The 19,053-nt window shown below is 55.5% G+C and carries 17 protein-coding genes; 10 read left to right on the plus strand and 7 right to left on the minus strand.

Going from position 1 to position 19,053, the window contains the following annotated elements; translation table 11 throughout:
* The first annotated feature begins 311 nt into the window (after positions 1–311).
* Positions 312–1,232 carry an IS1595 family transposase gene (locus HEQ18_RS11230; protein WP_432814784.1) on the plus strand — a complete coding sequence of 307 codons (921 nt, stop codon included), beginning with the start codon at positions 312–314 and terminating at the stop codon, positions 1,230–1,232.
* Positions 1,225–2,193: a P63C domain-containing protein gene (locus HEQ18_RS11235; protein WP_432814785.1), complete on the plus strand. Its 969-nt coding sequence runs from the start codon at positions 1,225–1,227 to the stop codon at positions 2,191–2,193. Before HEQ18_RS11230 ends, HEQ18_RS11235 begins: the two co-directional genes overlap by 8 nt.
* 4 nt (positions 2,194–2,197) lie before the next feature.
* Here HEQ18_RS11235 and HEQ18_RS11240 read toward each other — a convergent pair whose 3' ends face one another.
* The 4 genes from HEQ18_RS11240 to HEQ18_RS11255 all read right to left on the minus strand — a co-directional run bounded on the left by HEQ18_RS11240 (position 2,198) and on the right by HEQ18_RS11255 (position 5,486).
* A complete protein-coding gene (locus tag HEQ18_RS11240; protein ID WP_432814786.1) occupies positions 2,198–2,671 on the minus strand; it encodes an ImmA/IrrE family metallo-endopeptidase in 474 nt (157 codons plus the stop codon).
* Complete coding sequence (locus tag HEQ18_RS11245; protein WP_432814787.1) at positions 2,668–3,090, minus strand: hypothetical protein; 423 nt, start codon at positions 3,088–3,090, stop codon at positions 2,668–2,670. Before HEQ18_RS11245 ends, HEQ18_RS11240 begins: the two co-directional genes overlap by 4 nt.
* An 814-nt stretch (positions 3,091–3,904) precedes the next feature.
* The gene (locus HEQ18_RS11250) at positions 3,905–4,318 is read right to left on the minus strand and encodes a polymer-forming cytoskeletal protein (RefSeq protein WP_397605546.1); all 414 of its coding nucleotides are present in this window, start codon (positions 4,316–4,318) and stop codon (positions 3,905–3,907) included.
* 7 nt (positions 4,319–4,325) lie between these two features.
* A complete protein-coding gene (locus HEQ18_RS11255; RefSeq protein WP_432814788.1) occupies positions 4,326–5,486 on the minus strand; it encodes a M23 family metallopeptidase in 1,161 nt (386 codons plus the stop codon).
* Between the two features lie 308 nt (positions 5,487–5,794).
* Between HEQ18_RS11255 and HEQ18_RS11260 the strand changes: the two genes are divergently transcribed.
* The 8 genes from HEQ18_RS11260 to HEQ18_RS11295 all read left to right on the plus strand — a co-directional run bounded on the left by HEQ18_RS11260 (position 5,795) and on the right by HEQ18_RS11295 (position 11,941).
* Entirely contained in the window at positions 5,795–7,048 is a 1,254-nt protein-coding gene (locus tag HEQ18_RS11260) for a glutamate-5-semialdehyde dehydrogenase (protein WP_432814789.1), read from the plus strand.
* A complete protein-coding gene (locus HEQ18_RS11265) occupies positions 7,012–7,692 on the plus strand; it encodes a nicotinate-nucleotide adenylyltransferase (protein ID WP_397605543.1) in 681 nt (226 codons plus the stop codon). Before HEQ18_RS11260 ends, HEQ18_RS11265 begins: the two co-directional genes overlap by 37 nt.
* A gap of 63 nt (positions 7,693–7,755) precedes the next feature.
* Positions 7,756–8,100, plus strand: coding sequence for a ribosome silencing factor (gene rsfS, locus HEQ18_RS11270; RefSeq protein WP_295491618.1), 345 nt, complete (start codon positions 7,756–7,758; stop codon positions 8,098–8,100).
* Positions 8,101–8,124: 24 nt separating this feature from the next.
* Complete coding sequence (locus tag HEQ18_RS11275) at positions 8,125–8,562, plus strand: 23S rRNA (pseudouridine(1915)-N(3))-methyltransferase RlmH (protein ID WP_432816000.1); 438 nt, start codon at positions 8,125–8,127, stop codon at positions 8,560–8,562.
* 82 nt (positions 8,563–8,644) lie between these two features.
* Entirely contained in the window at positions 8,645–10,012 is a 1,368-nt protein-coding gene (locus tag HEQ18_RS11280) for a S41 family peptidase (protein WP_432814790.1), read from the plus strand.
* 271 nt (positions 10,013–10,283) lie between these two features.
* Positions 10,284–10,763 (plus strand): disulfide bond formation protein B, encoded by a 480-nt coding sequence (locus HEQ18_RS11285; protein WP_432814791.1) that lies wholly within the window; start codon positions 10,284–10,286, stop codon positions 10,761–10,763.
* Positions 10,742–11,290, plus strand: a complete 549-nt coding sequence (locus HEQ18_RS11290) for a demethoxyubiquinone hydroxylase family protein (RefSeq protein WP_432814792.1) — start codon at positions 10,742–10,744, stop codon at positions 11,288–11,290. The genes HEQ18_RS11285 and HEQ18_RS11290 overlap by 22 nt, the downstream gene beginning before the upstream one ends.
* 72 nt (positions 11,291–11,362) lie before the next feature.
* Entirely contained in the window at positions 11,363–11,941 is a 579-nt protein-coding gene (locus tag HEQ18_RS11295) for a hypothetical protein (protein WP_432816001.1), read from the plus strand.
* A 2-nt stretch (positions 11,942–11,943) separates the two neighbouring features.
* On the opposite strand, the gene HEQ18_RS11300 is transcribed toward HEQ18_RS11295, so the two are convergent.
* The 3 genes from HEQ18_RS11300 to HEQ18_RS11310 all read right to left on the minus strand — a co-directional run bounded on the left by HEQ18_RS11300 (position 11,944) and on the right by HEQ18_RS11310 (position 19,047).
* Entirely contained in the window at positions 11,944–13,695 is a 1,752-nt protein-coding gene (locus HEQ18_RS11300) for a DUF885 domain-containing protein (protein ID WP_432814793.1), read from the minus strand.
* Between the two features lie 112 nt (positions 13,696–13,807).
* A complete protein-coding gene (gene gltB, locus HEQ18_RS11305) occupies positions 13,808–18,334 on the minus strand; it encodes a glutamate synthase large subunit (RefSeq protein WP_432814794.1) in 4,527 nt (1,508 codons plus the stop codon).
* A 35-nt stretch (positions 18,335–18,369) separates the two neighbouring features.
* Entirely contained in the window at positions 18,370–19,047 is a 678-nt protein-coding gene (locus tag HEQ18_RS11310; RefSeq protein ID WP_397605537.1) for a DUF2059 domain-containing protein, read from the minus strand.
* Positions 19,048–19,053: the final 6 nt, after the last annotated feature.

Consider the following 19,053-nt stretch of genomic DNA (forward strand, 5'->3'; position numbering starts at 1 on the left):
TTTATGCGGTGCGAACAGGTGCGGGCCGTCATCCTCATCCCCCCGTTGCCCTAATCCCCCACGTCACCCTGAACTCGTTTCAGGGTCTATCGTGCAGTAAGCCAAGAGCTAGAATGGATAAATGGACCCTGGAACGACAGTCACCGAAGGTGAAACAAGTTCAGGGTGACGGGGGTTGGAGGGGTCGCGCATGCTATGCGCTTGTCACTCGCAACAACACCATTCCTCCGTCGCACAAAAAACGGGAACTATATATTTAACTAGCCATAAAGTCGCTTGACTAGCCGATAATATTTGGCTAGCTAGGTTTTATGACTGACAAGCCAGAAACCGTTTCGCTCTATCAATTCTTCCAGCGCTTCCCAAATGAGGAAGCAGCGCGGCAGTATTTCGAGAACAACCGTTGGGTTGGTGAAGTCTCTTGCCCTCATTGCGGCAGTCTTTCGGTCGCTCCCGTCAAGAACATGAAGCCTATGCCATACCGCTGCCGCGATTGCCGCCAGCATTTTAGTGTCCGCACTGGCACTGTGTTGGCAGAGAGCCGCTTGCCGCTCCATAAGTGGCTTATGGCGATCTATATGATGACAACAGCGCGTAAGGGCATCCCTTCAACCCAGATGGCGCGTGAACTCGGTATCACGCAAAAGTCGGCTTGGTTTCTTGCACAGCGTATCCGCGAAACTTGGATGGTCATTTCAGAGGATGACATGGGGCCAGACGTTCACGTTGATGAAACATTCATCGGCGGCAAAGAGCGCAACAAACACGCCAGCAAGCGCACTCGCCACGGCGTTGACACAAAAACTGCCGTTGTAGGCATCATCGAAAACAATGGCCGCGTTCGTGCCGAACCCATTAGCAACCTTAGCAAAGCCTATTTGCAGCGTTTCGTTCGTGCCAATGCGCGTGAAGGCGCAACAGTCGTTACCGATGCATTTCGTTCTTATGCTGGCCTTAGCGATGCCTACACGCACAAGACCGTCAATCACTCTGTTGGCGAGTATGTCCGCGATCAAGCCCACACAAACGGCATTGAAAGCTTCTGGGCGCTTTTGAAGCGCGGCCACTACGGCATTTTCCACAGCATGAGCGGCAAGCATTTGCACCGCTACGTCAATGAATTTGCTTTCCGTCACAACACAAAGCAAGCTGGCACAATGGGCTTTATTGAAGCTACTGTGGGCCGCATGGTTGGAAAGCGCCTCACCTACAAGGAATTGATCAATGCCTGAAGATAAAAAGATGATTGAGCCAATCGACGCTCCTTTTGATGACGTTGCTCGCTCATTGTTGGGGAAAGCTCCTAATAGTAAGAAACCGAGAGAAGTGTATGCTACTCATACTGGAGAGCTTACTCTTGGCTCCGTTGTCATTCCATGTCATGTTTTAGACGATGGAACCCGGGTTCTTTCTGGGCGCGGAATGCAAAATTCCCTAGGTTTTTCAAAGTCTGCGTCCGGGTTGGCTTTGGGCAATTTTATTGAATCTAAGCTATCTGACTTCATTGATGAAGAAACGATGGAAAAAGTAAAATCGCCAATCCCATTTATCCGAGTTGGTAGTGGCGGATCAGCACCAGATACCAACGGGTTTGATGCAACTGTGTTCGTTGACATATGTGACGCTGTAATTCAGGCTAACAAGGCGGACAGGCTGACACAACATCAGGCCGCTTACGCTGAGCAAGCTGAAGCAATAATACGATCATTGGCCAAGACAGGCATTGTTGCTCTTGTCGATGAGGCCACTGGCTATCAATATCAGCGTGAAAGTGACGCTCTACAGCGCATTCTTGATAAATTCCTGAATGAAGAAAGGAGGAAATGGTCAAAAACTTTTCCCGACGAATTTTGGCAAAAGCTGGTAAAAATTAAGGGTTATGACAGTTATCTCGCGATTAAACGCCCATCTTTTGTTGGCCATTGGGTTAATGACATTGTTTATTCTCGTTTAGCACCGGGCATCAAAGACAAGCTGTCCGAATTGAACCCCCGAAGTCCTTCAGGTAATCGGCAAGGCAAGCACCATCAACATCTAACCGATGATTACGGTCTGCCTGAATTAAAGGATCATCTTAAAAAAGTCATGGTTCTGATGGATGCTTCATCAAGCAAAAAGGAATTTGAAAAACTTCTCAACAAATCCATGCCTAAATATGGTGGTAATTTCGAACTACCCTATGATGAAGAATAGCAGACTATGCGCCCAAACGTATCCGCATGGCCTCTTGCGATACTTCAAAAAGCCTTGCCAACACAGACACGTCGCGCGGTCCCTGTATCGCCGCGATAACATGGCGTGGCATAAGCACGTTAGCTGCAAAGCTATTTGCCTGTCTTTCGTGCATCGGGCGAATGTTAGCGTTCGGCCTATCAGTTCCATCGGTCCGATATGCGCGATTATCTCCAACACCGTCTCCCAAAAGGTCACGGTGATATATATAATGGCCTAATTCATGCGCTGCGGTAAACCGTTGCCTAGTTGATGGGTGGCCGGAATTGACAGCGATCTTATATGAGTCGTTTGGCAAGCGCTCAATCCAGCCAGATACATTATCAGGCATATCCTGAAATTCAAACTCCAGTCCAAATTCTTGGATCATGTCATAAATACGCACAGGGGTTTCATTCCAGAAGTCCTGAATAACTTTAATGGGGTCTATACTAGTCATCCTGCCGCCGCTCCCATTTCATCTGCCGCCTTATCATCATCACCATGTCCAACTGCGGTATTTTGTAAAAACTCAACGTGCTGCCTGACAATTTTTGGAGCTTCAGTCGAGAGCCATTTAGCGATCAAATCTTCAGCACAAGTCTTTGCTTCGGCCCTTGCTTCCTTTTCAGCCCAGCCCTTAACCAAATAACCCCAAGCCACCGCTCCAATTAAGGCGACAATAGCTAGAACAATCGATCCCCACGCAAAGGCTGCTGAAAGTGAGCCAAAAGAAGTGGCCATAGCATCCCAGTTGGGGGTTGGAACAGATTGCGCTGGTGCACAGGACTTAGCTGTTACTTCAACCATCTTTGAACACGCCTCGATAGTCATAGATGGTGCATTTTGCGCTGTGGTCAAGAGATCGGGCGTTGGCATAATGTTCTCATGCCACATTTTGCGAGAAAATCAAGCTTGGCTAGCTATCTATATAGTTCCCACAAAAAACACTTTCCTACAAATAACCATATGGGTTATCTGATTCGCGTCAGCCAGGCCGCGGTCTAGAACGTGGGTCGGGATGATGGGAACGCTGGCGGGGGAACTCGCTGGCACGGCCGGCGCGATAGGGTGCTTGCTTCAGCCTTTAAAAGGGCCTGTTGCATCAAGCTCTGAACAGCGCACAAGCGGCTGGGTGTGGCGGCGCGATCCGTCCCGTTCGTCATGGACGGCCTTGGGGGCTTTAGGAACCTTCATCCCAAGGAAAGCAGCCCAGCCAAGATAAGGCGGCTCCTAGAATAAGACTGATGGAACAAACGAGCCTTAATCAACTAACGCCATCAGCCGGAAGCAGCACCAGCGCTTCCGCGTCGGTCGTCCCTTTTTTCTGTGCGTGCACACGCGCGCTGAATTTGTAGGAAATAATGTTGCGCGTGTTGGAAATTATGGTGTTCGCCCCAACACCGTCACCGTGAAGGACTCACTCCATCCCCCTGAACCACTCACAACGTCCCCCCTCATCCCCTACGTCACCCTGAAACAAGTTCAGGGTGACGTTGTGGGTGGTTCAGGATGACGAGGGTGGGGAATGTTTACCTGCCCTCTCTCTGCGTCCTCTGCGCCTCTGCGTGAGTCCATTTTGCACGCAGAGGACGCAGAGATGTGCACAAAGATAAAAGCCGTTCGCGTCGTGCGCAGACGAGAGACCTCTAGTGCCTCCGCTCCCGCCTTGAACCTCAGGGCAATCGCCCGTTTACGCGACCTTCGAATCGGTTGTTAGGATAAAGGGATCGCCACCGGCGCCGACATGCACCGATGCGGCTGAAATGCTTGGCTTTGCCGTGGACTTATGGCTGAACTTGCCTTCAATTTGCCCGCCGGGTGCGATGGTCAGGTTGCTGTAGACAACGTCGCCTTTGATACGCGCGGACGATTCGATGACGAGGTCATTGGCTTCAATCAAACCTTCGACATGGCCCGAAAGCTTGGCCGATTCGGCGGTGACTTTGCCCGCGATAAAGCTACCTTCGCCCTGCACCAAATTGCCGCAGGTCACGTCGCCCTGCACCTTGCCGTCGATATGAAGGTCGACTCGCGCCGATAAATTGCCGACGATTTCGACGTCGGATGCAATGATCGAGAATGTGTGACCTGAATTGCTGCGCACGCTTATGTTATTCCTTTGCGGCAGAGTCGGCACGGTATTCGGCGACGGTTTGGACCTTGAGAACATCTGGATTTGCCTCCAAAAACTTACGCGGGTTAATCGCCTTACCGTTTAGGCGCACCTCGAAATGCAGATGGCTGCCGGTCGACCGACCCGTGCTGCCCATCCGTCCGATTTGAACGCCGCGTTCAACCATCTGACCCAGTCTGACATGTATGCCCGATAAATGCGCATAGCGCGTGACCAAGCCATTGGCATGTCTAATTTCGACGCTGTTGCCATAACCGCCATTATAACCGGCCCACACGACCTTGCCTTCGGCTGCGGCAAGGATGGGGGTTCCAACGGGGCCTTTAAAATCGAGACCGGCATGCATTGCGGCAGCGCCGGTGAATGGGTCGGCGCGATAGCCAAAGCCGCTCGACATCATCATCGATGCAGCAGGCATGGCGGTGGGGATTGCGGCCAGAGCGCGCTCCATCGCGTCCATGCGGCCAAGCGCGGCGGCGAGATTCAAGAAACGCGGGTCGCGCGCGTTCTTTTTCCCTTTGCCGAAAAAGGGTTCGAACAGGCCACCTTGCGCGTTGCGCGCTTGGCGGGCCAAGACTTCGGGGTTCAGCCCGAATTGGCGGATTGCGGCTTCTGCCTGTAATGTTCGCGCTTGCGCCACTTTCGTCATTTTTTCGGCGAAGCGAATTTGGCGCACCTCGATACGGGCAAGGCCAGCGGCTTCGGGCACCATCGCGCTAATCGTCTTCAAGGCCTTTTCTTCCTCGCGCGAGTCGGCGGAGGCGGAGGGTGCTTGCGCTTCAGCCTCCGGCAAATCACCGAAATATTGGTCGCCCAGGCTTTCCAGCATTTCCTGTCGGCGTTCCAAATCCTGCGTCACTTCGTCGATAGATCCACGATAGCTGGCCACGCGTTCTTCGGCGGATTCAACCTTTGCCTCTTGCTCGATCAACGCAAGGCGCTGCGCGGTGACGGTGATTTGATTGATGGCCATGCCAAAAGTGACCAACAACCAAACACCGATAACGGATGCCAGGGTAGCCGCGGCACGGCGTTGCAATTGCGCCGATATTTTTAAAAACCGGATTTGGCCATTGGCCCGCATGAAAAATTCGCGGTCAATAAACCATCCAGCTATCCGGTTTTTCCAACCGGACATTCTGATTTTTAGCGACACGACCCACCCCGTTATTTTGTACCAGGCCGCCTAGCAGAGGTGATGGGCCTCGGCGAATCACGGAAAGCCTAACCGTGACGAGTCGGTTGAGTCGTGCGATGAACTGTGGAAAACCCCCTCAAACGCGCCTCCTTTTATGTCCGAATCGATATTCATTATTCACAATAAGGGCATAAAAATACCTAAATTCAAACATATATAGTCGATTCGCATGTGTTCCATATGCGATGAACGCGAAATGGGGACGATCACTTTCCCTTTTGGCACCATTTCTCTAATAGTATCAGGCAATGACAGGCAGCAATATTTTGATAGCCGATCTCACGGCCAAGGCGCGCACTGCGGCGCGGCATTTGGCTGGCATCGATGATGCGGCGAAGACGGCTGCGTTAACGCGCGCGGCGCAGGCATTGCGTGATGGCATGGCGGATATCCTCGCGGCCAATGCCAAAGATGTCGATGCTGCGGTGGCGGCTGGTATTTCGCCCGCGATGCTGGACCGGCTGAAGCTGGATGAAGCCCGCGTCGCGTCGATGGCGTCTGCGGTCGAAGTGGTCGCAACGCTGGCAGACCCGGTGGGGCAAATCATCGATACCCGCGCTCGTCCCAATGGCCTATTGATGGAGCGCGTCCGCGTGCCGGTCGGCGTGTTGGGCATCATTTATGAAAGTCGGCCCAATGTGACCGCCGATGCGGGTGCTTTGGGGCTGCGGTCGGGTAATGCCGTTATCCTGCGCGGCGGTAGCGAGGCGGTATACAGCAACCGCGCCATTCATGCAGCGATGGTGCAGGGCATTACGCAAGCTGGCTTGCCCGCAGATGTTATTCAGCTTGTTCCAACGCAGGATCGTGCGGTGGTCGGTGACATGCTGCGCGCACAAGGGGCGATTGACATGATCATCCCGCGTGGCGGAAAATCGCTTGTGGCGCGCGTTCAGGACGAAGCCCGCGTACCCGTGCTCGCGCATCTCGACGGTATCTGCCATAGCTATGTGCATAAGGACGCCGATCCCGACATGGCGCAAGCGATTGTGGTCAACGCCAAAATGCGGCGGACGGGCATTTGCGGTGCGACCGAGACGGTGCTGATTGATCAGGATTATCCCGCGCCTGCCGCGTTGATTACCGCGCTCATTGACGCAGGTTGCGAAGTGCGGGCGGACGATGTGCTGATGGAGCTGGATGCACGGACCGTCTCTGCCGATGCGCAGGATTGGGATACCGAATATCTCGACTCGGTCATTTCGGCCTGCGTCGTTTCCGGCCTTGATGCAGCCATGGACCATATTGCCCGCCATGGGTCGCACCATACCGACGCGATCATTACGCAAAATGCCGTCGCCGCTGCCCGTTTCTTGGCAGAGGTCGACAGCGCGATTGTCATGCACAACGCCTCCACCCAATTTGCCGATGGCGGCGAATTTGGCTTGGGCGCAGAGATCGGCATCGCTACGGGCCGCCTGCATGCCCGTGGCCCGGTCGCGCTGGAGGGGCTGACAACGTATAAATGGATCGTGCGCGGGCAGGGCCAGACCCGCCCTTGAAAAGAGTCCCGCCATTAAAAACTGTTGGCCTCATGGGTGGATCGTTCAATCCCGCGCATAAAGGGCATCGCGCGATCAGCCTGTTCGCGATGGATTCGCTTGGCCTTGATGAATATTATTGGATGGTGTCCCCGGGCAACCCGTTAAAGCCAAAATCGGACATGGCCCCATTGCCCGCGCGCATGGCATCGGCAAAGGCGCAAGCCCGCCGCACCCCGATTAAGGTCACCGCCATCGAACGCGACCTTGGCACCGTCTACACCGCAGAAACCCTTACAAAACTGGTCGCACGTTATCCGAAAACCCGGTTCATCTGGATCATGGGGGCGGACAATTTGATGCAATTTCAACATTGGCGGCGGTGGCGCGATATAGCGCGGTTGATGCCGATTGCAGTTATCGCCAGACCCGGCTATAAGGAGCGCGTCGTTGCGGGTCCCGTAATGGCCTGGTTCAGACGGTTTGTCCGGCGTCCGGAACAGCGTCATCACTGGACGAAATGGAGTACGCCAGCGCTTGTCTTTTTGCGCTTTCGTCCAGATCCGCGTTCGGCCACCGCTCTTCGGCGTGCCGACCCATATTGGTTTCACCGATATAAGGAACTTGGAACGCGTGACGGCGTTACCCGAAATATTGTGCTTTAAGGAGCCATCTTGATCGACACTGCTTCCGTTCCTGCGCCGACCGCAAAGTCCAAGGAACCCACATTGACCCCCGACGCGCTGCACGCGCTGATTCTCCAATCGCTCGACGATGATCAGGCGCAAGAGGTGGTCACCATCCCGCTTGAAGGGAAAAGCAACATTGCCGACCATATGGTCGTCGCATCTGGCCGTTCGTCGCGCCAAGTCGCGTCGATGGCGCAGAAACTTGCCGAGCGTATCAAAAAGGCCGGTCGTCATGCCCGCATTGAAGGTCTGCCATCGGCGGACTGGGTGCTGATTGATGCCGAAGATGTCATTGTGCATCTGTTCCGCCCCGAAGTCCGCAGTTTCTATAATCTGGAACGCATGTGGGCCTTTGGCGACGCGCCCGAAGTCGCGTCGCAATAAGACCGATTGCCCGCGCCGATGGCGATGCGCCTGCACATCATCGCGCGCGGCAAGATTGGCCGTTCCCCCGAATCGGAACTGGTCGACCGGTATCTGAAACGGATTAGCTGGCCCACCAAGCATAGCGAACTGCCTGACACTCCTGATAAGGGACGCGGCGGGGAGCTTCCGGCGTCCGATGCCCCCTACAAAACCATCATTTTGGATGAAAAGGGCGCGCAGCTAAGCTCGGTTGAACTGGCGGGATTGTTGGAACGCTGGCGCGACGATGGCGTGCGCGAAGTGCGCTTTCTCATTGGTGCAGCCGACGGCTTTGATGATGCGGCGCGTGCCAGCGCAGACAGACTCATCGCTTTTGGCAAGGCAACCTGGCCGCATTTAATGGCGCGCGCGATGCTCGCCGAACAATTGTTTCGCGCAACATCGATTATTGCCAACCACCCTTATCATCGTGAGGGGTAAGGGGCATAGCTGTTGTAAAGCTGCTTTCACACAAGGTTAAGGCAGGATATACGAAGACGACATGATGAAATGGAAATTGTCTATGAAGCACCGTTTGCTGCCCTCCACCCTTGCCATTGTCGTGGCAATCGCCGTGCCCGGCACGATGCTCGTTGCGCAAAATATGCAGCAACAACAATATCAGGCGCAGCAGATTGAGGATCTCGACGAATTCCTTGCTGTCTATCGCAAGGTCAAATCCAGCTATGTCGACAAGGTCGACGACAAAAAATTGATGGAAGGCGCAATTCAGGGGATGTTGTCCAGCCTTGATCCGCATAGCGGCTTTCTGGATCGCTCCGACTTCAATTCGCTGCGGACGCAAATTGATGGCGAATATGGCGGCCTTGGGCTTTCCGTAACGCTTGAGGATGAAGCGGTAAAAGTGATTGCGCCGACCAAGGACACGCCCGCCGACAAGGCAGGCATTAAGTCCGGCGATTTCATCACCCATCTGGACGGCAGGTTGATTGTGGGTGGCACCTTGGATGAAGCGGTGGAGGCCATGCGCGGCGCGCCGGGTACAATGATCAAGCTCACAATCTTCCGTCCTGGCCGCGATGGGCCATTTGACGTCACACTGACGCGCGCGATTATCGACCTGAAACCCGTGCAATGGGAAGTGAAAGACCGCATTGGCGTTATCTCCGTCACGGGCTTTTCCGAAAAGACCGGAGATGACGTTGTTGCAGCGGTCGCTGGCATAAAGAAGACGCTCGGCGGCAATCCGCTGGGTTATATCATTGACATGCGGTCCAACCCCGGCGGTATCTTGGATGAGGCGGTGGCCGTGTCCGATGCGTTTTTGACCAAGGGTGAGATTGTGTCCGAACGGGGCCGCGACCCGCGCAATGTGGACCGCTGGTGGGCGGAACGCGCCGTTCCCGGTGACGTAACCGGCGGCGCACCGATCATTGTGTTGGTCGATGCCGGGTCGGCTTCGGCCTCCGAAATCGTTGCGGGTGCGTTGCAAGACCATCACCGCGCCTTGGTGATGGGGGAACGCAGCTTTGGCAAGGGATCGGTGCAGAACGTCCTTCCCCTGACGCGCGACACGGGCTTGCGCCTGACGGTTGCGCGTTACCATCTGCCATCGGGCCGTTCGGTGCAGGAAGGCGGTATCAAGCCTGACATTCGCGTGCCGCAGTTGACTGACCCGGATTATAAAAGCCGTGTGTCAATCCGCGAATCCGACCTGCGCCGTCATTTGGTTAATGAATTGAAAGACAACAATAAGGATTTGGAACAAGACGTCACTGACGATCCCCGCTTCGCCATGACTGCCGAGCAGTTGAAGGCAAAGGGGATTGAGGATTTCCAACTCTATTACGCCATGGAAACGCTTCAGCGGCTTGGGTCCCGGACGATGAAACTGGCGGCAAAGCCGGTGAAGAGCAAAGCCAAGAATTGAGGGTGGCGGTGTAGGTGGTTTTTGGTCATCCCGCCATCCCCGCGAAGGCGGGGATGACGACCAAGGGGCATTGAGAATCCGTTATGCTGGAGCCAAAGAGAATTTAAACCCGCGTTGTCCTGAACTTGTTTGTGCGCCGTGGCACGGTTGAGTCATCTTGGAGCCAAAGGCGTGCAGAGCACATCTTGCTTCTCCATTTTACTTTTGCTGCGACGCTGTAGTAAGATGCTCAAATACATTCATCATGACAGTTTTCTAGGTATCACCGCATATGACACCAAAATTCAACAAGGCCCATATGCTCGCATTTTTGCTTCCCACGGCATTGTTGGCTGGCGCTTATGGGTCGCAATATATTGGCGGTCTTTTCCCGTGCGAAATGTGCTGGTGGCAGCGTTATCCGCATTTTGCGGCGGTTGCGATTGCGCTGGTCGCCTTTTGCGTCAGCAACGCTGCCTATCGCAACGTCTTGGTCGCTTTGGCGGCATTGGCGATTGCCACCAGCGGCCTTATTGGCGGGTTTCATGCGGGCGTGGAATATGGCTATTGGGAAGGGCTGACCGCTTGCACCGCGACAATTTCGGGTAGCGGCGATGATCTGCTCAAGTCGATCATGAACGCCCCCTTATTGCGTTGTGACGTTGCCCCTTGGACCTTATTTGGCATTTCTCTTGCGGGGTATAATTTTCTCTTGTCGTTTGGCGGCGCAATGCTCATCTTGGCAATGATATGGCGCCGCAAGAAAATCTGAAAACCTCCGCACAGCGGACACGGGCAATGGAGCGCATGATCCGCGTGAACCAAGCGGGCGAGTTTGGCGCGAAACGGATTTATGCGGGGCAGCTTGCGGTGATGGGCGACCGAACCCCTGCGGCGCGCAGCATCGCGCATATGGCCGAACAAGAGGAACGCCATCTGAACGCCTTTGATAAGATGATGGCGGAACGCGGCGTTCGCCCCACGGCCTTACACCCTATCTGGAATGTCGCGGGCTTTGCGCTTGGCGCGGTGTCTGCGGCAATCGGGCCGGAGGCGGCCATGGCGTGCACTGTCGCCGTCGAAACCGAAATCGACCGCCATTATGGCGAACAACTCGCCGAAATTGGCGACAGTGACCCCGAACTATCGGCGATGATATTGGATTTCCAAGCCGATGAGTTGGAACATAAGGCCACTGCTTTGGCGCAAGGCGCGGAACGCGCGCCTGCCTATCCGTTGATGAGCGCGTTGGTCCGCATAAGTTGCCGCACCGCCATTGCCGTGTCGAAACATATATAAGCTTCATCGCGCATTCAGCCTGCGCCGTTCAAAACAGGCCGACACATTCTTGGAGATGATCCCGTGAAAGCAATGGCTAAAATATCGCTCGTGAGCATCGCCTTGATGCTATCGGTTCAGGCGTCGGCGCAAGATGCACCGGCTGCGAAGCCTGGCGATGAAAAAATTAACCAGCTTATCATCTATGGCGACGACAAATGCCCCGAAAGCGTCGGCGATGAAATCGTCGTCTGCGCCCGCATGGGCGAGGCGGACCGTTATCGCATTCCTTCATCCTTGCGCGGTAACCCCAATGACCCGCGCAACGAAGCGATGTCAGAGCGGATTAAATCCTACGAATATGTCGCGGCAAGCGGCACGATGAGCTGCTCACCATCTGGCGCTGGCGGTTTTACCGGCTGCGGCTTGGCGGAGATTAACAAGGCTTATGCCGAAAAAGCACAAGACCCCGGCATCACTTTTGGCCGCTTGATTGCTGCCGAACGCGCCAAGCGCATGGCGGGCATTGATGCCGAAGCCGCCGAAGTTGAGGCGCGCGTTGTCGAATTTGAAAAAGGCCGCGCCGAGCGGGAAGCCAAGCTACAAGCCGAGCTAGACGCAAAAGAAGCGGCCAATGCAGAGGCCGAACCGCTTCCGCAACCGAAAAGCTAAAATTAGCTTTTCGCTTTTTCCACCGCAACCCAGTCCTTAATCTGCTGCTCCAGCACGTCCAGCGGCACAGACCCTTGTCCAAGCACCGCATCATGGAACGCGGCCAGATCAAATTTCGGCCCGAGTTCCTTGGTCGCCATATTGCGCAATTCGCGGATTTTCAGCTCGCCCAATTTGTACGCGAGCGCCTGACCCGGCCAACTGATATAACGGTTTACCTCCGCCTCAATATTCGCGGCGGACAAAGCGCTGTTGTCGGTCATGAAGGCGATGGCCTGCTGCTTGCTCCAACCCTTGGCATGAATGCCGGTGTCGACCACCAGGCGGCACGCCCGCCACATTTCGTAGGATAGCCGCCCCATATCCTTGGCAGGCGTATCATATAGCCCCATTTCGATACCAAGCCGTTCGGAATACAGCCCCCATCCTTCGGTGAACGCCGTGAACGATGCGCCATATTTGCGGAAATCGGATAAGGGCAGCTCCTGCTGCAACGCGATCTGATGATGGTGCCCCGGCACCGCCTCATGCACAGAAAGCGCTGGAATCTCCCAGAACGGGCGCTGGTTCAACTTCGACGTGTTGACAAAATAGGTGCCGGATATCCCAATTTCGGGCGATCCTGGATTATAATAAGCCGTCGTGGTTCCTTCAGCAGTCTCCGCCGGAATTTCCTTTATGCCATATGGCAAGCGGGGCAAGCGGCCGAACAGGCTGGGCATTTTGCCATCGATTATCTTGGTCACCCGCGCGACCTTTTCCATCAACTCCTCTGGCGTTTTGGCATAATATTGCGGGTCGGTACGCAGATGTTCGATAAAGGCTTCGCGGCTCGGATAGCCTGCCTTTTTTGCGACATCGACCATTTCGGCGCGAATGCGTGATACTTCGCTCAGGCCAATTTGGTGGATTTGCTCTGCCGTCAGATTGGTGGTGGTTTCTTCGCGGATGCGAAAGGCATAATAAGCCGCGCCATCGGGCTGCGCTGACACGCCGGGGGCCTTGGCACAAGCGGGCTTGTAGCTTGCGGTGTACCACGCCAATTGTGTGTTGAGCGCTGGGTGGATGACATTGCGGATGGTTGCCTCGGCACTGGCCGCCAGCGCCGCAAAGTCACTTTCCGAAATGCTATCGGGGCGCTTGGCCGCATAAGGACCGTAGAAGCGCGACCGGCGAATGTCCGACGCGATCAGGCCGCTAACGGTTCCTTCAAATCCGGTCAGTGTTTCGCAAGGCTGCGTAAACCTGCCTTTGATCGCGACATTGGCGACCGCGATATTTTCGTCATTGACGCGACCATATTGCGCAAGCCGGGCATTGTAGCTTTCAAAATCTGTCTTGGTTTTGAACGGCAAGTTTCGCGACATGCTGGCGAGTTGTTGGTGCCAGCTCGAATAGGTCGTGAAGTTGATGGCGCGCTGGCCGAACTGATTGCCTTCGATCGTAGACACCAACGACCGGCGTAATATGCCCGCCTCCACCTTCGACGCAGCGCTTAATGCATCTGCCGGGATGGCATTCAGGCGGATTAGAAACTTTGTCGCATCGGCGGCCCTGCGGTCCTGCGCCGCTAGGGTATAATCGCCAAGTTCATTGGCATAATCATTCACGCCAAGCGCGCTGGCGAAGACAGGCGCCTCTTTCAACGCCGTCGCCCAGACGTCATCGACCAAAGCCGTGAGATCATCATTGGCATCGGCATAAGCAGGTGTCGAAAGCGCAAATAAGCACCCGGCGATGAACAGGCTACGCATGAATAAGGCTTCTCCGTCACAAGTCGAAGTGACGCATAAAGCAGGGAAAGCGGCAATTGGCCAGCGGCGATTCTTTGCGCGCATTGGCCCGGCGGCCTGCCGCAGTTCTTATTTACTCCGCCGCTTCCAATGCTTCATGGTCGGACAGTGGTTGGCTCAGGCGCGTGAGCATTTCCTTTGGACAAATCTGCCAAAATTCGCCGCGCCTGCGATCCCAATCTTCCATGATTGATTTCGACCAAGCGCTGTCGGTTTTTTCGGCATGCGCGGTGATCAGGGCTTTTAGCGCCTCTTCCCAATAGGCGCTTTCAAGGCGTTGCCATATGATGCTGTCCGGGTTCGCCATTTGGGTGAAGTCGCGTTCGGTATCGAGCATGAACGCCATGCCGCCGGTCATGCCAGCGCCAAAATTGCTGCCGACCTTGCCCAAGATAACTGCGATACCACCGGTCATATATTCCAAACCATTGGACCCGCAGCCTTCAACCACGACATGCGCGCCCGAATTACGGACCGCAAAACGCTCCCCGGCTTGTCCTGCCGCGAACAAATGCCCTGATGTTGCGCCATACAGAACGGTGTTGCCGATGATACTATTTTGCTGGCTAGCCAGCGGGCTGCTGACCGTCGGACGCAATATGATTGTCCCGCCCGACAGGCCCTTGCCGACATAGTCATTGGCATCGCCAAATACTTCGAGCGTAATGCCTTGGCACAAAAACGCGCCCAGCGATTGGCCAGCGGAACCACGCAAACGGACATGGACATGCCCTTCGGATAGGCCCTTCATGCCATATAGCCGCGTGATTTCGGAGCTGAACCTTGTGCCCACCGCACGGTGCGTGTTGCGGACATTATAGGTTAGCTGCATCTTCTCACGCCGTTCAAACACGGGCCGCGCGTCATGGATCATCTGCGCGTCAAGGCTGTCGGGCACTTCATTGCGGAATGTCGGGATGTTGAAACGGCGCGCGCTGTCGGGCGCGTCCACCTTGGCCAATATCGGGTTGAGATCGAGATCATCGAGATGCTCGGCACCCCGGCTGACCTGGCGCAGCAGCTCTGTGCGGCCAATGACTTCATCAAGGCTGCGATAGCCAAGCTTCGCCAGTATCTCGCGCACTTCCTCGGCAATGAAGGTCATCAGGTTGATGACTTTCTCCGGTGTGCCCGTGAATTTCTTGCGCAAGGCCTCATCCTGAACGCACACGCCAACAGGGCAAGTGTTCGAATGGCATTGCCGCACCATGATACAGCCCATGGCAACAAGGCTGAGCGTGCCGATGCCAAATTCCTCAGCACCCAAAATCGCGGCGATGACGATGTCGCGCCCGGTTTTCAAACCGCCATCAGTGCGCAACTTTACGCGGTGGCGAAGGCCGTTGAGCGTGAGCACTTGGTTCGCCTCGGACAGGCCCATTTCCCATGGCGTGCCCGCATATTTGATGCTGGTTTGCGGGCTTGCACCCGTGCCGCCGACATTGCCGGAGACCAGGATGACATCGGCATGCGCCTTGGCCACACCTGCCGCGATTGTGCCAATGCCCGCCGCACTGACAAGCTTCACACAGACCCGCGCGCGCGGGTTGATCTGCTTGAGGTCGTAAATCAACTGCGCCAGATCTTCGATCGAATAAATGTCGTGATGGGGTGGCGGTGAAATAAGCGTCACGCCCGGCGTCGAGTGTCGCAGACGTGCGATCATTTCGGTCACCTTAAAGCCCGGCAATTGCCCACCTTCGCCGGGCTTTGCGCCCTGCGCGACCTTGATTTCGATTTCCTCGCACGCGCCCAGATATTCGGCGGTGACGCCAAAGCGGCCGCTGGCAATCTGTTTGATCACGCTGTTGGCGTTGTCGCCATTTTCATAAGGCTTGAAACGCTTGCTGTCCTCGCCGCCTTCGCCCGAAACGGCCTTTGCGCCGATCCGGTTCATGGCAATGGCGAGCGTTTCATGCGCCTCTGGCGACAATGCGCCGAGGGACATTCCGGGCGTGACAAAGCGTTTGCGGATTTCGGTGATCGCCTCAACCTCGTCAATCGCGACGGGTTCTTTGGCGAAGTTGAATTCCAGCAAGTCGCGCAAGTAAATCGGCGGCAATTCCTTCACGCCTTGCGCAAATTGCGTGTAGGTCGAATAGCTGTCATTCGCGACCGCGCTTTGCAGCAAATGCATGAGGCCCGCAGAATAAGCATGTTCTTCGCCGCCGTCGCGTTGCTTGTAAAATCCGCCGACGGGCAGGCGCGCAACGGCGGCATCAAACGCGTCATTATGACGGTCGCGCGCGTTGACATATAATGAGTGATAGCCTTCGCCCGAAATCTTGTTCGGCATGCCGGGGAAGAAGTCGTTGACCAAAGCGCGTGACAGGCCAACCGCCTCAAAATTATAACCGCCACGGTAGCTGGAGATGACCGCGATACCCATTTTGGACATGATCTTCAGCAGACCTTCGTTAATCGCTATGCGGTAATTTTCGACGGCTTGGGTCAGCGTATAGCCACCGAGCAAGCCGCGAAGATGCCGGTCGGCAATCACCGCTTCGGCAAGATAGGCGTTCACCGTGGTCGCGCCAACGCCGATGAGAACGGCGAAATAATGCGTGTCCAAGCATTCGGCAGAACGGACATTGATCGACGAATAACTGCGCAGGCCATTGCGGACCAAATGCGTGTGCACAGCCGCCGCCGCGAGGATCATCGCGATACCGACGCGGTCGGGACCGATATTTTCATCGGTCAGGAACAGTTCGGATTTGCCCATCCGCACGGCGGCCACCGCTTCTTCGCGAATACGGCTAATGGCGGCGCGCAGGCCCTCTTGCCCGTCGGAAATGTCATAAGTGCAATCAATCTCGGCGCCCAATGGCCCGAACGCGGCCTTCAACCTGCGCCAATCGTGCGCCGTCAGGACTGGGCTATCCAGAACCAAGACATCGGCATTCTGGCTCTTTTCCTCCAGGATATTGGCGAGGTTCGAAAAACGCGTTTTCAGGCTCATCACATGCCGTTCGCGCAAGCTGTCGATCGGTGGGTTGGTGACTTGGCTGAAATTCTGGCGGAAGAATTGGCTAATCAGGCGGGGTTTATCGCTGATGACGGCCAGCGGGGTGTCGTCGCCCATGGACCCAATGGCTTCCTTGCCATCTTCGATCATCGGCGCGAGGATCATTTCGACATCTTCCAATGTCATGCCAGCGGCGATCTGACGCTTCGTCAATTCCGCGCGCGACCAAGCGGGCGCGCTGTCGTCGTCAGCCTCTGGCAAGTCGGTGATGCGGCGGAAGCCGCTGACCAATGCGCCATAATCCTGCTCGGCCGAAATGCGATCTTTTAATTCGCCGTCGCGGTATAATTTGCCTTCATCCAGATTGACGGCAATCATTTGTCCAGGGCCAAGGCGGCCCTTTTCCAATATCGTCGTTTCGGGCAGGACAACCATTCCGGTTTCGGAACCGATCACCAGCAAATTGTCTGACGTCCGGCTGTAGCGCAACGGGCGTAGCGCATTGCGGTCAACGCCTGCGACGGCCCATTGTCCATCGGTCATCGCCAAAGCGGCAGGGCCGTCCCATGGCTCCATGACGCTGGACATATATTCATACATGGCGCGGTGGTTGGCGGGCAAATTGGGGTTCGACTGCCATGCTTCAGGAATCAGCATAAGCTTGGCCGTTGGCGCTTCCTTGCCGGAACGGACCAAGGTTTCGAACACGGCGTCCAATGCGGCAGTGTCCGATGATCCGGCGGGAATGACAGGCTTGATATCATCCGACTGCGCGCCAAAGGCGATGCTGGCCATCTTGATCTCGTGGCTTTTCATCCAATTCTGGTTGCCACGGATGGTGTTAATCTCACCATTATGCGCAAGGCCGCGAAATGGCTGCGCCAACCACCATTGCGGGAAAGTGTTGGTTGAATAACGCTGATGGAAAATCGCAACGCGGCTTTCAAAGCGGTCATCTTGCAGGTCGGGGTAAAATACCGACAGCGACTCCGCAAGGAACAGGCCCTTATAGACAATTGAGCGGCACGACAGCGAACAGATGTAGAAATCGCGGATTTGCGCAGCGATGATCTTCTTTTCGATCCGGCGGCGGACGAGGTAGAGATTCTTTTCAAATTCGGTTGCGCCGACCTCTTCGGGCATTGGTCCGGCAATCATGATCTGCTCGATCTCGGGCCGCGTCGCTTGCGCTTTATCGCCGATCACGGAGACATCGACAGGCACCTGACGCCAGCCATAAATGGAGTAGCCAGCGTCGATAATCTCCGCCTCAACAATCGTCCGGCAATTCTCTTGTGCGCTTAAATCGGTGCGCGGCAGGAACACCATGCCAACCGCCAACCGGTTGGGCATGGGGCGGTGGCCGCTGTCCGAAATCGCATCGTCAAAGAAACGGACGGGCAAATCGATATGCAGGCCTGCGCCATCGCCGGTCTTGCCGTCGGCATCGACCGCGCCGCGATGCCAAACGGCCTTCAACGCCTCAATCCCCGCCGCCACAACCCGCCGTGAAGGCTTGCCATCGGTCGCCGCAATCAACCCTACGCCGCAGGCATCGCCTTCGGACTCAGGATGATACATGCCTTCACGGGCAAGGCGTTCATGTTCGGTTGTGGGGAATTGGTGGGTCATATCTTCGTCTGTTATGCTGACATCACAGCACCCTCTTATTGCTCTGTAGTTTCGGTTGACGGCTTAGGCGGCGGTGGCAAATGCGCCGTCGCGGCTTCGACCTTTTTCATAATAGCAGGCATGGCTTCCATGATTTTTGGCATCATGCCGAATGAAGCCTGCATCAATTCTTTATCGGTAAACGTACTCATGAAGTTACCAGCAAAACTCTCCCCACTTGGTGTAGCAAAAAACGCTCCAATATCGTTCAACTCGGCAAGCGTATATTTTTTGGCATAGATGCTCGACAATGCCGTGCGGACCTCCGGCTCTAACTCGACCATCATCGCACCCATTTCAGTGAACATGACTTTCATCATGATGTCCATCCGTTCGCGGAAATACGGGTCTCTTTCGGCGGCAAGCTGTTCCAGCGTTTTGCCAGCAACCGCGCCGTTCGCCTCATCACCCGCCATAGCGGCCATTACTGCTGGATCCATTCCCAGCATCTGGTCCACGATGCCGCTGGCCATAGTATCCATCATATCTTTCATGATGCGCTGATATGTGCCCGGAGGAACGAGCTTAATCACCACATTTTCCGCTGCTTTCAGCCTCGCCGGATCAACAGGAGTTGCAGTTACTTCCGTCGGCGATTCTTGGGCGAAGGCCGGGGTCCCTAGCACGAAGGAAACTGTCGTCAGCGATAAAGCGAGCAAAGTGGATTTCAACATATTCAT

It is taken from the genome of Sphingorhabdus sp., assembly GCF_050921905.1.
GTDB lineage: Bacteria > Pseudomonadota > Alphaproteobacteria > Sphingomonadales > Sphingomonadaceae > Sphingorhabdus_B.